This is a genomic window from Peribacillus sp. GL_122, assembly GCF_057835005.1.
In genome coordinates this window covers 5,678,340-5,693,145 of record NZ_CM174415.1, presented here as the reverse complement: position 1 = coordinate 5,693,145, position 14,806 = coordinate 5,678,340, and the positions used below count along the sequence as shown (strand labels likewise).

Annotated in this window: 13 protein-coding genes; 6 read left to right on the top strand and 7 right to left on the bottom strand. The window is 42.0% G+C overall.

Annotation, left to right across the window (positions count from 1 at the left end; translation table 11 throughout):
• Positions 1-180 precede the first annotated feature (180 nt).
• The 3 genes from AC3ISB_RS27790 to AC3ISB_RS27780 all read left to right on the top strand — a co-directional run bounded on the left by AC3ISB_RS27790 (position 181) and on the right by AC3ISB_RS27780 (position 3,357).
• Positions 181-1,365 (top strand): NupC/NupG family nucleoside CNT transporter, encoded by a 1,185-nt coding sequence (locus AC3ISB_RS27790; protein WP_098370276.1) that lies wholly within the window; start codon positions 181-183, stop codon positions 1,363-1,365.
• 155 nt (positions 1,366-1,520) lie between these two features.
• On the top strand, positions 1,521-2,480 hold the full coding sequence (msrB, locus tag AC3ISB_RS27785; protein ID WP_489275214.1) for a peptide-methionine (R)-S-oxide reductase MsrB: 960 nt from the start codon (positions 1,521-1,523) through the stop codon (positions 2,478-2,480).
• Between the two features lie 22 nt (positions 2,481-2,502).
• Entirely contained in the window at positions 2,503-3,357 is an 855-nt protein-coding gene (locus AC3ISB_RS27780; protein ID WP_489275212.1) for an STAS domain-containing protein, read from the top strand.
• A 64-nt stretch (positions 3,358-3,421) separates the two neighbouring features.
• Here AC3ISB_RS27780 and AC3ISB_RS27775 read toward each other — a convergent pair whose 3' ends face one another.
• The 4 genes from AC3ISB_RS27775 to AC3ISB_RS27760 all read right to left on the bottom strand — a co-directional run bounded on the left by AC3ISB_RS27775 (position 3,422) and on the right by AC3ISB_RS27760 (position 7,583).
• Complete coding sequence (locus AC3ISB_RS27775) at positions 3,422-5,074, bottom strand: glutamine--tRNA ligase/YqeY domain fusion protein (protein WP_098370273.1); 1,653 nt, start codon at positions 5,072-5,074, stop codon at positions 3,422-3,424.
• A 285-nt stretch (positions 5,075-5,359) separates the two neighbouring features.
• Positions 5,360-6,100, bottom strand: a complete 741-nt coding sequence (locus AC3ISB_RS27770; RefSeq protein ID WP_098370272.1) for an amino acid ABC transporter ATP-binding protein — start codon at positions 6,098-6,100, stop codon at positions 5,360-5,362.
• Between the two features lie 11 nt (positions 6,101-6,111).
• Positions 6,112-6,777, bottom strand: a complete 666-nt coding sequence (locus tag AC3ISB_RS27765; RefSeq protein ID WP_098370271.1) for an amino acid ABC transporter permease — start codon at positions 6,775-6,777, stop codon at positions 6,112-6,114.
• A 26-nt stretch (positions 6,778-6,803) separates the two neighbouring features.
• Positions 6,804-7,583, bottom strand: a complete 780-nt coding sequence (locus AC3ISB_RS27760; protein ID WP_098370270.1) for a transporter substrate-binding domain-containing protein — start codon at positions 7,581-7,583, stop codon at positions 6,804-6,806.
• A gap of 473 nt (positions 7,584-8,056) precedes the next feature.
• On the opposite strand from AC3ISB_RS27760, the gene purU reads away from it, so the two are divergent.
• The gene (gene purU / locus AC3ISB_RS27755) at positions 8,057-8,959 is read left to right on the top strand and encodes a formyltetrahydrofolate deformylase (RefSeq protein ID WP_141992370.1); all 903 of its coding nucleotides are present in this window, start codon (positions 8,057-8,059) and stop codon (positions 8,957-8,959) included.
• A 56-nt stretch (positions 8,960-9,015) separates the two neighbouring features.
• Here purU and AC3ISB_RS27750 read toward each other — a convergent pair whose 3' ends face one another.
• The 3 genes from AC3ISB_RS27750 to AC3ISB_RS27740 all read right to left on the bottom strand — a co-directional run bounded on the left by AC3ISB_RS27750 (position 9,016) and on the right by AC3ISB_RS27740 (position 11,638).
• Positions 9,016-9,672: an SIMPL domain-containing protein gene (locus AC3ISB_RS27750; protein WP_144552624.1), complete on the bottom strand. Its 657-nt coding sequence runs from the start codon at positions 9,670-9,672 to the stop codon at positions 9,016-9,018.
• Positions 9,673-9,813: 141 nt separating this feature from the next.
• Positions 9,814-10,008 carry a YwbE family protein gene (locus AC3ISB_RS27745; RefSeq protein ID WP_076368446.1) on the bottom strand — a complete coding sequence of 65 codons (195 nt, stop codon included), beginning with the start codon at positions 10,006-10,008 and terminating at the stop codon, positions 9,814-9,816.
• A 109-nt stretch (positions 10,009-10,117) separates the two neighbouring features.
• Positions 10,118-11,638: an FAD-dependent oxidoreductase gene (locus AC3ISB_RS27740; RefSeq protein WP_141992368.1), complete on the bottom strand. Its 1,521-nt coding sequence runs from the start codon at positions 11,636-11,638 to the stop codon at positions 10,118-10,120.
• A 1,215-nt stretch (positions 11,639-12,853) separates the two neighbouring features.
• Here AC3ISB_RS27740 and AC3ISB_RS27735 point away from each other — a divergent pair.
• Positions 12,854-14,050 (top strand): ParM/StbA family protein, encoded by a 1,197-nt coding sequence (locus AC3ISB_RS27735; RefSeq protein ID WP_141992367.1) that lies wholly within the window; start codon positions 12,854-12,856, stop codon positions 14,048-14,050.
• Positions 14,051-14,058: 8 nt separating this feature from the next.
• Complete coding sequence (locus AC3ISB_RS27730) at positions 14,059-14,601, top strand: hypothetical protein (RefSeq protein WP_141992366.1); 543 nt, start codon at positions 14,059-14,061, stop codon at positions 14,599-14,601.
• The last annotated feature ends 205 nt before the right edge of the window (positions 14,602-14,806 follow it).

Here is a 14,806-nt window from a genome sequence, read left to right as displayed (position 1 = left end):
TTGTTATTTTAAAAAAGGGAAATAATAATTGCACTTAAAAAAATATTAGTTTAATATAGACTTCTAGAGAGGTACGTACATGTTTTTTGGATAAAAGAGAAAACGTTTGCATAATTTTTTTGAGGGTAACCTACTAGTAATGCACGATCATAAAATTCACCCTTAGTGGAGGCAGAATATATGAAATTTCTGATTGCAATTTTAGGGCTGCTTATTGTTTTTGGACTAGCTTTATTAGCCAGCAGTGACCGGAAGAAAGTTAAAATTAAACCGATCATCCTCATGGTGGTCATTCAGCTTATTTTAACTTATTTATTATTGAATACGAAGTTTGGTTTAGTGATCATCAATTCGATTGCCGATGGTTTCGGAAAACTTTTAGAATGGGCAAATGAAGGGATCACATTTGTATTTGGCGGGATTGTAAACGAAGGAGCATCGCCATTCTTTTTAAATGTTCTTCTTCCAATCGTCTTCATCTCGGCATTAATCGGGATTTTACAGCACTTCAAGATCCTTCCGTTCATCATGAAGTGGATTGGATTCCTTCTAAGTAAGGTGAATGGGATGGGTAAATTGGAATCTTACAATGCGGTTGCATCAGCAATAGTGGGCCAATCCGAGGTTTTCATAACCTTGAAAAAACAACTCGGTGCCATTCCGCCATCTCGCATGTATACGCTTTGTGCATCAGCCATGTCAACTGTATCGATGTCGATCGTCGGTGCATATATGACGATGATTGAACCAAAGTACGTTGTGACGGCAATTGTTATTAACATGTTCGGTGGATTTATCATTGCATCCATTATCAATCCTTATACAGTAACGGATGAAGAGGATATTCTCCCTGTTGAAGAAGGGGCAGAGAAGCAGTCTTTCTTCGAAATGCTTGGGGAATATATCATGGATGGATTTAAGGTTGCTATCACTGTAGCAGCGATGTTAATTGGTTTCGTTGCTTTAATCGCAGGAATCAACAGCATATTCGACATGATCTTCGGAATCAGCTTCCAAGACATCATGGGGTATATCTTTGCACCGTTTGCCTTTATCATGGGTGTACCGATATCAGAAACCGTGACTGCTGGCGGAATCATGGCGACGAAGCTGGTAACCAATGAATTCGTTGCCATGCTGAGCCTAGGGGAAGCATCAGCAGCCTTGAGCGATAGGACGATAGGGATCGTTTCGGTTTTCTTGGTTTCATTCGCTAATTTCTCATCTATTGGAATCATTGCCGGTGCAGTCAAAGGACTTCATGAAAAACAGGGAAATGTTGTAGCCCGTTTCGGCTTGAAGCTGTTATACGGTGCGACTCTTGTCAGCATCTTATCAGCGATCATTGTAAGTGTGATACTTTAATTAACAGATCTAACACAAAAGGGCACTTGGGTTTACTCCTAAGTGCCTCTTTTATATTTGTACAGCAAAAATAGAAAACGATTTTTGAATTTGAAGGCGTTTGGCTTGCTGGTATATAATACATAAAATGACAGGCATGAAAGGGGAGTTTTAGGATGACGATGGCTGGAAAAGAAACGGCTATCTTTGCAGGAGGCTGTTTTTGGTGCATGGTTGCTCCCTTTGATGAAATGGATGGTATTATTTCAGTGACATCAGGTTATACAGGCGGTAAATTTGCCGCGCCTAGTTATAAACAAGTGATTACCGGTTCGACTGATCATGTTGAAGCGGTTCAAGTGGTATTCGATCCATCAATCATTTCCTATAAAACGTTATTGGAGATATTCTGGCGCCAAGTCGATCCTACGGATGACGAAGGACAGTTCTCGGATAGGGGAAAGCAATACAGGGCAGCCATTTTCTATCTTAATGAACGTCAGAAAAGGGAAGCAGAACAATCGAAGGAAGATTTAATGATGAGCGGGCGGTTTAAGAAACCTATTGTTACGGGTATTCTACCCTCGGGGAAATTTTACGAGGCTGCGGAATATCATCAAGAATTCTATCGGAAAAATCAGTTTCGCTATGCATTGTATCGTAAAGGTTCAGGCCGGGATGCTTTCATTAAAGAAAATTGGCCTAAGGATAATGCACATCTTAGAAAGACCTTAACGGAGAGTCAGTTTCATGTCACCCAGGAAAATGGCACGGAGCCGCCTTTCGATAATGCTTATTGGGATCACTTTGAAGAAGGCATTTATGTGGATGTCGTTTCTGGGGAGCCTCTATTCAGCTCTCGGGATAAGTATGATAGCGGTTGTGGGTGGCCAAGCTTCACCAAGGCAGTCATGTCCGCAAGTGTCAATGAAAAAATGGATCTCAGCCACCGAATGACCCGGACCGAGGTGCGCAGCAGGGAAGCCGATTCACACCTTGGACATGTTTTTCCTGATGGTCCAAGTCCTAAAGGCACGAGATATTGCATAAACTCTGCAGCCCTTCGATTCATTCCTAGAAATGAAATGGAGAGAGAGGGATATGGAGACTTATTATTACTTTTTAAAATGAAATAACTAGTGAGATAGGGGAACGCAAATGGATAAAATAGATGAAAATTTATATCGATATATCCTTGATAATTCATCCAAGATTACGGAAAACTGGATGGCTTTAAGGGAAAAGCAGTCTGGGTCCATCTATTCAATGGACTCCAATGAGGAAATCGAAAAGCTTCTTAGAGAACAGAATACATTGACCATCAAGACAGTGACTAGTGCTTTACTTGAAGATAAAACTGCTTTTATCGAAACGATGGAGCAGTGGGCCACACTTGTCGCGAAGAGCAGGGTTGAATCGGACACCCCCATTTACGAAGTGTTGGAAGCGCTTAATAAGGTTCGTGAAACATATTGGGCCTTTATCACTGATTATATGCTAAAGGATACGGGGATAACGAAGGATATAATCATCCGGTGGAGCCGGATCATTAATCGTGCATTCGACCAGTTGAACCGTGAGTTCACAGAGCAGTATTACCTTTTGACAAAAGAACGTTTACTAGCTCAACAGGAGCTGATCAATGAACTGGGCGCACCTGTCATTCCCATTGTTGATGCCATTGCGGTATTGCCGTTAATCGGTGAAATCGATACCTATCGGTCAAAGGAAATTTTGAATGAGACTCCAAGCAAATGCATTAGCAAAAATGTCACTCACTTATTCATCGATTTATCGGGAGTCTCCCTTTTAGATACGATGGTTGCCCAACAGATCTATCAATTGATAAGTACCCTGAACCTGTTAGGCATTCAATCGACCATTTCCGGGATTCGTCCTGAAGTGGCCCGGGCATCGATTCAGTTAGGTCTTGATTTTAGTCTGGTTTCGACACATAGTACTCTTAAACAGGCCCTTTCCAAGCAAGGGATCAAACTTTACGAGAAAAAATGATATAAGGGTGCAGAGAATGAAAAAGAACCAGATCCCGCTAGGAATCTGGTTCTTTTCTGTGATTCTATAACTTGAATGAACTTTTCAACCCAACGATTTGGTTGAAGACCAAGTGATCGGCCGCAGTGAGTTTTGAATCAACATTATAATAGCCATGCCTGAAGAATTGGAATTTATCCTGAGGCTTAACATCTTTCATGTTCGGCTCAACAAATCCTTGTAAAATTTCTACAGATTCAGGGTTTACCCGGTCCAGGAATGATTTTTCTTCCTCTTCATCATTTTCCTTATCCAAGATTAAAGGCTGGTAGTTGCGGAATTCTGCTGAAACGGCTTGTGAAGCTTCGACCCAGTGCAATGTACCTTTTACTTTACGGCCAGTGAAGCCCGATCCGCTTTTCGTTTCAATGTCGTATGTGCAGCGAAGTTCAATTACGTTACCGGCTTCGTCTTTTATCACTTCTTCACATTTAATGAAATAAGCATGTTTCAAACGGACTTCATTGCCCGGGAAAAGTCGGAAATACTTTTTCGGCGGGTTTTCCATGAAATCGTCCTGTTCGATATATATTTCACGTGAAAACGGGATTTGCCGTGTGCCCATTTCAGGAACTTCCGGATTGACCTCAGCATCCAGCCATTCTACCTCGCCTTCCGGATAGTTGGTGATGACCACTTTAAGCGGATTTAGGATACCCATAGTCCGTGGAGCCTTCAGCTTTAAGTCTTCCCGCACGAAATGATCAAGCATTTGAGAGTCTACGACACCGCTTGTTTTTGCGACACCAATCTCTTGGCAGAATGCACGAATTGCTTCGGGTGTATACCCGCGTCTCCGCAAGCCTGAAACGGTAGGCATCCGTGGGTCGTCCCAGCCGTCCACGAAGCCCTCATCGACAAGCTGCTTCAGTTTTCGCTTGCTCATTACTGTATTGGTCAGGTTAAGACGGCCAAATTCATATTGTTTTGGCTTGCTTTCCATTTCACAATTTTCAACGATCCAGTCATAAAGAGGGCGTTGATCTTCGAACTCTAGCGTACAAATGGAGTGTGTGACTCCCTCGATGGCATCTTCAATTGGGTGGGCAAAGGCATACATTGGGTAGATGCACCATTTGTTGCCGGTATTATGGTGTTCAGTATGGGAGATACGGTATATGACGGGATCACGCAAATTGATGTTAGGCGAGCTCATATCGATCTTGGCACGCAATACTTTTGCACCGTTTTCGAATTCACCGCTGCGCATCTTTTCAAATAGTTCAAGATTTTCCTCGACAGTTCTATTGCGGTAGGGGCTATCTTTTCCCGGCTCAGTCAGCGTTCCGCGATATTCACGGATTTGGTCGGCATTAAGGTCGTCCACATATGCCAGTCCTTTATTGATGAGCAGCACAGCTCTTTTATACATTTCATCAAAATAGTCGGAAGCGAAGAAAAGGTTATCCCAGTCGTAACCGAGCCATTTTACATCTTCCTTAATGGAGTTGACAAACTCAATATCCTCTTTCAATGGATTCGTATCATCGAAACGAAGGTTAGTTTTCCCATTGAAATCATCAGCCACCCCAAAATTCAAAATGATTGATTTGGCGTGCCCGATATGTAAATATCCGTTCGGCTCAGGAGGGAAGCGGGTGATGACATGATCATGTTTTCCGGACTCTAGATCATCTTTTATAATATTTTTAATAAAATTCGAAGAGTTATTTTCCAACTGAATTCGACCTCTTTCATTTATATACTTCTTTTAATTTTACCTGTATATATACCATAAATACAGATATTTTTCCATGTTCGAGCCGGAATCAGGGTTTATCTGAAACAATTCATCAAGTATTTAGTTTGTACAATCAGAGCGAAAATATCCCTGAAACTTTGATCATGTAATTTAGGGAACCCAAAATAAGCAATACAGGAAGTCACGCCTGTATTGCTTATTTTAGTGATTTAGGCTCTATGACAAATTATTCTCGCTAATAGACAGATTTTAGGATGGAAATCAAAAGACTGTCGTTTGCAAAAATTCTTTTGTCCGCTCTTCTTTTGGATTGGTGAAGAATTCTTTTGGCGGGCCGCTTTCGACAACCCTCCCATTATGCATGAAGACAATCCAATCTCCTACTTCACGTGCAAAGCTCATTTCATGTGTAACGACTACCATTGTCATCCCTTCCAATGCAAGTTCCTTCATCGTGGCAAGAACTTCCCCGACAAGTTCGGGATCCAGAGCCGAGGTAGGCTCATCAAAGAGTAGGATATCAGGCTTCATGGCAAGGGCACGGGCTATGGCCACACGCTGTTTCTGCCCACCTGAGAGCTTGCTTGGATAGACATCCGCTTTATCTGATAAGCCGACTTTGGCAAGCAATGCTCTTGCTTCCTCGATTGCCTGGGCCTTAGGGACCTTTTTGACGTGAGTCGGTGCTTCGATGACATTTTCAAGCACGGTCATATGCGGGAAGAGGTAGAAATGCTGAAAAACCATTCCGACTTTCTCGCGGATTTTATTAATATCATGGGTACCCGGTTGGATTTCAGTTCCTTCAATGAGGATTTGCCCGCTGTCTTTTTTCTCTAAATAATTCAAACAGCGAAGCAGGGTGCTTTTTCCGGAACCGCTTGGCCCGATCAGACAGACAACATCGCTATCCAGTACCTTCATATCAATATCTTTGAGTACATGCAGGCTTCCATACGATTTATTTAAATTCCTAATGCGAATCATTTCTTTTTGTTCCATTTCAATTCCCCCTATCGATCACTAATGGAAAGTTTCTTTTCGAATAAATTGACGATAATGGTCAGGAATGCCACTAGAATCAAGTAGTAGACCGCTACAATCAGTAAATAAGTCATTTCATCGAAATTATTCGAACCTAACGTAGTCGCCACGTTAAACAGCTCATTCATGGAGATGAAGGCTGCCAGTGATGAATCTTTCAGTCCGATGATGAATTGGTTGCCTAGCGGCGGCAATGCGCGACGGAAGGCTTGAGGTAAGATGATTCTTCTTAATGTGAGAGAGTTGCTCATGCCAAGGGAGCGCCCGGCTTCCATTTGGCCTTTATCGATGGATTGGATCGTACCACGTAAAATTTCAGAGATATAAGCTCCATTATGGAAGGCCAAGGCAAGTGACGCCGCCCAGAAGTCCGGCAGTAAGAAGAGATTGCTGATACCGAAATAGAGTATGAATATCTGTACGATTAGCGGTGTTCCCCGTACCAGGAATACATATGTATCTGAAATCCATGCAAGAATTTTTATATTGGAAATTTTTAAAAGTGCAAATAGCAATCCGATGACGATTCCTACCAATATGGAGACTACCGTCAGTTCCAATGTGAGGAGCATGGCTCGGATGAATACGTCCGAGGAGTTAAATAATGTATCAAAAAAATGTGAAAAACTTGGCAATGTAATGACTCCCTTTCTATCAATCTTTATTCAGGCTTGGTTGTGATGTCCTCACCAAAGTATTTTTTGCTGATTTCCGCAAGCGTTCCATCTTCCCGGAGGTTTTCAAGTGCTTCGTTAATACGTGCAAGCAGCTGAGGGTTGTCGTTAGGCAGTACGATGGCCTGCTCGCTTCGTTCGATCAATTGCCTTCCTTCGACGTCGAAACCTTCCTTGGCAGCTTCCTTGCCGGTTACGAAGTCGGTGATGACGGCATCATGACGTCCTCCGCTCAATGCTTTCAGGGCTGTGATATCACTGTCATAGGTTTTTACATTGGTTGTATACTTTTCTGCTGTGGTTGCGTACGTGGAGCCTTTAGAAGCCGCAACTTCCTTTCCCTTTAAATCTTCGACCGTTTTAATATCACTATCTGAGCGGACGAAAATTTGAGGACCTGAGTAGTAATAAGGGGTCGAGAAGGCAACATGTTTACTTCGTTGTTCATTGATTGTATGACTGGCAACCGCGGCATCTGCCCGACCGGTTTTGACACCTTCCACAATACCTTTGAATTTTATCCGTTTAGGTACTGGCTCCAGGTCCAGTTCCTTTGCTATTGCATCGCCGACCTCAATATCGAATCCGGTTACGGTCATGTCATCATTGACATAACTGAATGGCTTGAATTCGCCTGAGGCAGCGAAAACAAACTGGTCCTTATTGATCAGCTTGCTTCCATCCTCCAGCTGGTCCTTTTCAGCACAGCCGGATAGAAGACCGAGAACAGCCAGAATGGATACAATGAATGTAACTGATGATTTCATGATAATTTCATTTCCCCCTTTGAAAAAAACTAATAGAATGGTCTATACCCTTATGAGGCAGTGTAATAACCTCATTAACTAGGGAAATTAAAACTGAAATAAAAAAGGGTGTCCAGAACATGCCGACATTTCATTCAAGAATCCCCTTCACTATGCATTTCATAAAGGTTCTCGACCTTTGCCTTCATTTCCTTCCAAATTACCGGTAATTTCCTGAAATAATGACAATTATTATTTGGTGGAGTAAGAAAATTCAGTTAGATTCAGCGCTAGAGATGAATTTGAAACAATTCATGATGATGTTTTAGACTCTATCGAAACCATATCTAATGAATGGGATGGGGTAAAACTGGAGGATTTAAAAAAGGGACCTCGTTGTCTGCCAACAAAATCCCGTATTGAATTGACTGACTTTAATTTTGCCCATGAATTGAAGTATAATATAGCAAAATAGAAGAAGGGCAGTTGGGAAAATGGTTAGCAACTTTGTGCAAGAACAGTTACAGGAGTTTCGCGAAAAGAATCAAGATAGAGGCCGATTGATTATAAAGTGTCCGGACCGGCCAGGAATTGTTTCGACAGTTACTGCCTTTCTAAAAGAATATGATGCAAATATTGTTGAATTGAGTCAGTATTCGATGAATCCTGAGGGCGGTACCTTTTTCACCAGGATCGAATTCGATTGTCCCGGATTGAAGGATAGGGCAGCGGATATGCAACTGGCATTCCAGGAAGTTTCGACAGCATTCTCGATGCAATGGACATTTAACCATGTGAGTGATCTGAAGCGGACGGCAATCTTCGTTTCCAAGGAACCGCACTGTCTTCTGGAATTGCTATGGGAGTGGCAAAGCGGGGATTTATTAGCTGATATTGCGCTAGTCATCAGTAATCATGAAGATACAAGACAAATTGTCGAATCAATGGGCATCCCATTTTATTACATTCCTGCAAATAAGGATATACGTAGGGAAGTGGAGACAAAACAGCTTGGACTTCTGGAAGAATTCAAAGTGGACCTTATTGTCTTAGCTAGGTATATGCAGATATTGACGCCGGACTTCGTAGCGGCCCATCCAAACAAAATCATCAATATACATCATTCATTTTTACCTGCATTCATTGGAGCACGGCCTTATGAAAGAGCTTATGACAGAGGTGTTAAGCTGATTGGGGCGACTTCCCATTATGTGACGAATGATTTGGATGAAGGTCCAATCATCGAGCAGGATATTGAACGTGTGGACCATCGTGATTCTGCTGGGGATATGAAGAAAATCGGTCGTTCAGCTGAACGCAGGGTGCTGGCACGTGCCGTTAAATGGCATTTGGAGGACCGCGTCCTTGTTCATGAAAATAAGACGGTAGTCTTTTAAAGTGAACCCCCCCTTTGTTCACCAAGGGGGGTTTTTAGGATGGAATTTAGTGAGTGCTAGTACGTGTACTCCACCCTTACTGAGGCAGTGATGTTCAATTCACCAGGCTGAATCGGGGTAGTCGCCATTTTTGAAAAGGTACTTGTTTGGTAAAGCATCGGTGTTGCCGTTTCAGATAGCTCTTCAACCTTATTAGGGACTGGGTTCAATGAGATTCCTAGTGTTCGGGCCATGGAGAGTGCTTTTTCGTATGCATTTTTTAAAGCGAGAGAAAGTGCCTGGTTATAGTATGCATCCGGGTTGGATAAAGAGAAGCGGATGCTGGTGATTGAATTGGCGCCGCTTCTGACGGCCGTGTCGATTATGCTTCCTATTTTCTCGATGTCGGTCGTTTGGGCTTGGATGATATGCTGGACTTTGTAGTTCTTGAACAATTCCTTTCCGTCAATATAATCATATTGCGGATCGATTCTGTAATCACTCGTTTTCAATTGCTCTTCGGGAATGCCTGCGGATTTGAGTGATGCGATGACATTTGCGATTGCTTGGGAATTGGCTTGCTGGGCCTTTTGCGGGTCCTTATCCTCTGTTATGACTCCTAGGGTGATTGTGGCTTGATCCGGAGCGGCAGATAGCGTCTCTGAGCCGGAAACTTTCAATGTATGTTCCTCGTTGCGGTAATGAACCCTATCAGGGGTATTGTATTCTTTCATTTTGACACCAGCCTTTTTTTAAAAGAGATAATCTCACCCCTATTGTACGAATTATGAACGGGAAACATGATTGAAATATCCCATTGTCATTAATTCGGTCGAATGATCACAAAAAAACACTCGGCCTGAACCGAGTGCGCGTTACTTATGAATGACTTGAACCCTGCCGACCTGGCCATCAGTCAATCTTACTTTAATTCCATGAGGGTGAGTGCTGGAGTTAGTCAAAATATCCTTTACAGTGCCGCTTGTCAGTTTTCCGCTGCGTTGATCTGCTTTAAGTACAATGTCCACAGAGGCACCTGGGGTAATGTCCTTCCGATTTTTACCGTTCATTTCAATTCAATCCTTTTCAGAGTTATTTGCAACCATTCAACCGTGCAGTAACTTCAGTATAAGGAAAACATCGGACCCAGTCGACTATTAGATAAAATCACTGTGACCATCAGCGTATTTTTTTCAATGGTTCGACAGCAGGGCCATTCAACACTTCACCAGCGATGGAGTAGCGGGAGCCATGGCATGGGCAATCCCAAGTACGGTCGCCGCTATTCCAGGCAACTTCACATCCCATGTGCGTACAAGTGGAATCGACAATATGAAGCTGGCCATCATGATCTCGGTAACACCCTGCCTTGTCTCCATTCACCTTCACGATTGCTCCTTCATCAATTCCTATGTCTTCCGGCGTTTTATGAATGACGGCCAATTTGCTTTTGATCAAATGCTTCGCTACATCAGCATTATCTTGGACTATATTCTTCATGCCTTTTAAACGGGCGGGGTCATACAAGTCTGCATAGCGGTTATCCCTTTGCAAAACCCGGTCAGTTAAGATCTTGGCCGCAATCGACCCATTCGTCATTCCCCATTTCGCATAGCCGGTAGCTATCAGAACATTTGGATTATTGGATGTCACTGGTCCGACGAAGGGGATATTATCCGGTGTCACAATATCTTGTGCCGACCAGCGGTAGGGAATGTCCTTCACATCGAAATATTGGGAACTGAAGTCCTTCAGTGCTTCATAATGCTCGATCATCGAGACTCCCTGGCCTGTTTTATGACCATCCCCGCCGACTAGTATAAGTTTTTCCCCATTGTCCAATTCCGTATAGCGAAGGGAGCGGGTAGGGCTGTCTGCACTGTAATACATCCCACCGGGATATTCCTGTTCAGTCCTGATTCCAAGTACATAGGACCTATCTACATGGACACGGGCAAAGTATAAGCCCTTTTCATCATTAAAAGGGAAGTGGGAGGCAACGATTACCTGATTGCTTTTGATTGTATGTCCAGTATCGGTCAGAACGGTAGGTGGATCGCCGTCTTCAATCTTCATAGCCGTTGTCCGTTCATAAATTTTGCCTCCACTTTCGAGAATTGTCGAAATGAGGGCAGTTAAGTATTTTAACGGGTGAAACTGTGCTTGATCTTTCATTATCACGGCAGCTTTAGAAGGGATGGAGAAAGGGATATTCTCTGAATAATCCCCCCGAATGCCGAGTTTTTGATAGGCTTTCAGTTCATTTTGAATTTTGATTTTATATTCATCTGTATTTGCGTAGACATAGGCATCCTGTGCAGTCAAATTACATTCAATGGAATGTTCTTCTACCAAGTCTTTGATTAGCTTCATTCCCTCTGCATTGGCTTCATAATAAAGTTTGGCCTTCTCTTCGCCATGGTCAGTGATCAATTGATCATAAATCAAGCCATGCTGGGCCGTGATTTTTGCTGTAGTGTGTCCTGTCGTTCCAGTTAGGATTTCGCCTGCATCAATCAGTGTGACTTTAACACCTTGTTTAGCTAGTAGATAAGCAGAAGTGATGCCAGTAATTCCGCCGCCTACTATTAAGACATCAGAGTTTATATCTGTTTCTAGTTTAGAAAAAGATGGGAAAGTTAACGCACTGCGCCAATAGGGTTCCGGAAATCGGGGAAGGTCTGTATTTTTTTCAGTCATTTGAATACCTCCATACAGTTCATTAGTAAATTGTCCATTTATTACCATACCCAAATCCGCTATTTATACGCTTATTTTTGTAAGAAGAAATATTAAAAAAATACATTATTTGGTTTGTTTACGATTACGTATACATGTAAACGAAAATAGATGTATTGTAAACAAAAACGCATACATGTTTACGAACACGTACACATGGCTATATATCAGGCGTACACATATTTGTTCCTATTGTAAACAATTCGGAAATTATAGCTACTATTAATGAAGCATTGACTATCGTGGAAACTTTTTCAGCTTCCAGAATCGTGGAGAGGAGGGCCGTTAAATATTTTAAAGGGGTGAAACTGTGCTTGGATCATGGAAGATTTACAAGGAATGGAGAAAGGGATTTCTTCTGCATAATCCCGCGAATGGCTAGTTTCGATAGGCTTTTAGTTCTTTTGGAATTTCACTTTTATATTCATCAGTATTTGCGTGAATATAGGTATCCATTGCAGTCAAATTACATTCAATGGAATGTTCTTCTACCAAGTCTTTGATAAGCCCATTCTTTCTGCATTGGCTACATAATATAGTTTGGCTTTCTTTTCACCATGTTTTAGTGAACAAACAAATCGTAAACCAGGCCATGCTGTGGTGTGTCCCGTTGATCCGTTAAGGATTTCGCCAGCCTCTATCAGTGTAACTTTAATACCTTGTTAAACTGAGTAATCCCTGTAATTCCATCGCCTACTATTAAGACATCAGAGTTTATATCTATTTCTAGTTTAGAAAAAGATGGGAAAGTTAACGCACTGCGCCAATAGGGTTCCGGAAACCGGGGAAGGTCTGATTTTTTTCAGTCATTTGAATACCTCCATACAGTTCATTTGTAAATTGTCCATTTATCACCATATCCAAATTCGCTATTTATACGCTTATTTTTGTAAGAAGAAAGAGTAAAAAAATACATTATTTGGTTTGTTTACAAAAATGTATACATGTAAACAAAAATATATGTAATGTACACAAATAAGTATACACGTTTACAAAAACGTACACATGGCTATATATAAGGTGTATACATACTTGTTCCTATTGTAAACAATTTGAAAACAATTCGACAAATATAGCTACAACTTATGAAGGATTGACTATCGAGGCAACTTTTTCTATCCTTAAAGGGAAAGCTTCACTTAAAATTTTTTTCTATAAAAAAGGGGATGTTTTTAGATGAGTTCTAGAATCGCAGCAGTAGACGTAGGAAATGATGCTATCAAGGCTATTTTTGGAAAGCTAGAGTCTGAACTATATATACCAAATGTCATTGCAAAAGACATAGAGGACCGTCCGGTCATTGGGATTGAGGAACTTGATGAAAAAAACCCATTGGAAGGGATTCATATTAGGGTCCATTCACCAGCCCTTCAAGATAATAATGCGATTTATCGCGTTGGGAACTTGGCGACAAAAAGTGATAATCCTACTGAATTGGATTTAGGAAGCAGTAAATCGGAAGAAGATCAAACATTAGTCATGCTTTTTGCGGCTCTTGCATTAGACGCTGCCAAGTTGGGGGACAACGATACATTCAAAAAAGTGAATAACGTTGTGGAAGCCAACTATACGCTTGGAACAGGGTTGCCACTTCGGGAGGTTAAAGAAGGGAAAGACGTCGGATACCGCTCGAAATTACTTGGTTCAGTCCACCAGGTGGAATTTTTAATTACTCCTAAATACCAAGGCATAAAGGTTAATATCAAATTTGATGAAGTGAAAGTCTATCCAGAGGGCTTTGCTGCATACATAAATTTGGTCATGGATAAAGATTTGAATATTATTAACCGTGAATTAATAGATAGAAGAATACTCATCCAGGATATCGGTGGATTATCGACGGATATCGCTGTCATTAAAAATCGTAAAGTTGACGATGACAAAGCACAAGGATTTAATTTGGGAGTAGCTGAAGCCCTTGAATCGATTCGTGAAGAAATCAGGAAGAAACATGGTGTCGAGCTGGATAGCAGGCGCGACGTCGTCGAAATCATCACGAAGAAAAATGATCGCAATCATATTATGGTTCGCGGAAGCAGGACAAGCGTCCATGATATCGTCGACCGCATTTTAGGTGAACTGGCCAAAAAGCAATATCGTCACCTGCGCAACGTATGGCAAAAAAATTCCCAAACGGAAATCTGCTATTTTGTAGGCGGGGGATCGATTGTCCTGAAAGATTACTTGAAAACATTGAATCAAAATTTCGATGGCTACAATATAGACTTTTTCGAAGATGAGCGGGAAAGCGTTTGGATGATGGCAAACGCCTATTATAAATTGATTTCGGATTTTAATCGCCGCCGGAATACAAAGGAACAGAATCAGTCACAGCAAAAGAAGAAAGAACAAAGAACGGGCTCCATTAAATAGGTGAGAGAATGAAAAAAACAGCTTCTTCTGAAATTAAAAGAGGACAAGCCATCACTTTTCGTATCCCTTCGGATGTATCAGACTATACGTTAAGACAGCTGCAGAAATTGAAGGAAACGGAAAGAAGGAATTTTTCCAGTAAAATTGCCGAGTATGTTCTCGATGGAGTCGGGCAATCCTCCCATCAGGATCGGGAAATGATTGCCCTGCCCATGCCGAACAAACTAAGCAAATCTCAGCGTGATTGGCTCAAGCATTCCCACTCAGAAGCTATGCTTGGAACGATTATGTACCACCTTTTATCCGATCCTTTACGCGCTACGGCCCTGCTTGCCTCTTTGAACAATAATGAACTGAATGAGGAACTGTATGTCCAGGCCGAGCCTGAAGATAAGGAAGCCGAGGAGGCCCCAAAATACCTGCCTAAGAAGAACCTGGATGACTTTGATTGGAGTTTGAATGAACCAGAACAACAAGTGGAAGATTCCGAACCGGAAGAGGAAAATCTCGACGATCTCCTGGGTGATTTTCTTGATCAAATGAACCAGTGAACTTTTGGAGGATATTTGACGATAAGTTGAATATCCTCCTTTTTCTTTTGCGGGGGTTAATGACACAAACCCCTTTGAACTAGACATCAGCCTTTTCCCGTAAACAACCGGGGAAAGGCTTTTTTTCGTGACGGATGTAACCCCCCCTTGTCATGGACAGACACATCCCTTCTATGAATAAACACGCATCAACCGGCCCTTCACT

Bases quoted from the DNA above. Each gene is read 5' to 3' on its own strand.
- AC3ISB_RS27790 (WP_098370276.1), top strand. From the start codon at position 181: ATGAAATTTCTGATTGCAATTTTAGGGCTGCTTATTGTTTTTGGACTA.
- msrB (WP_489275214.1), top strand. From the start codon at position 1,521: ATGACGATGGCTGGAAAAGAAACGGCTATCTTTGCAGGAGGCTGTTTT.
- AC3ISB_RS27780 (WP_489275212.1), top strand. From the start codon at position 2,503: ATGGATAAAATAGATGAAAATTTATATCGATATATCCTTGATAATTCA.
- AC3ISB_RS27770 (WP_098370272.1), bottom strand. From the start codon at position 6,100: ATGGAACAAAAAGAAATGATTCGCATTAGGAATTTAAATAAATCGTAT.
- AC3ISB_RS27760 (WP_098370270.1), bottom strand. From the start codon at position 7,583: ATGAAATCATCAGTTACATTCATTGTATCCATTCTGGCTGTTCTCGGT.
- purU (WP_141992370.1), top strand. From the start codon at position 8,057: ATGGTTAGCAACTTTGTGCAAGAACAGTTACAGGAGTTTCGCGAAAAG.
- AC3ISB_RS27750 (WP_144552624.1), bottom strand. From the start codon at position 9,672: ATGAAAGAATACAATACCCCTGATAGGGTTCATTACCGCAACGAGGAA.
- AC3ISB_RS27745 (WP_076368446.1), bottom strand. From the start codon at position 10,008: ATGAACGGTAAAAATCGGAAGGACATTACCCCAGGTGCCTCTGTGGAC.
- AC3ISB_RS27740 (WP_141992368.1), bottom strand. From the start codon at position 11,638: ATGACTGAAAAAAATACAGACCTTCCCCGATTTCCGGAACCCTATTGG.
- AC3ISB_RS27735 (WP_141992367.1), top strand. From the start codon at position 12,854: ATGAGTTCTAGAATCGCAGCAGTAGACGTAGGAAATGATGCTATCAAG.
- AC3ISB_RS27730 (WP_141992366.1), top strand. From the start codon at position 14,059: ATGAAAAAAACAGCTTCTTCTGAAATTAAAAGAGGACAAGCCATCACT.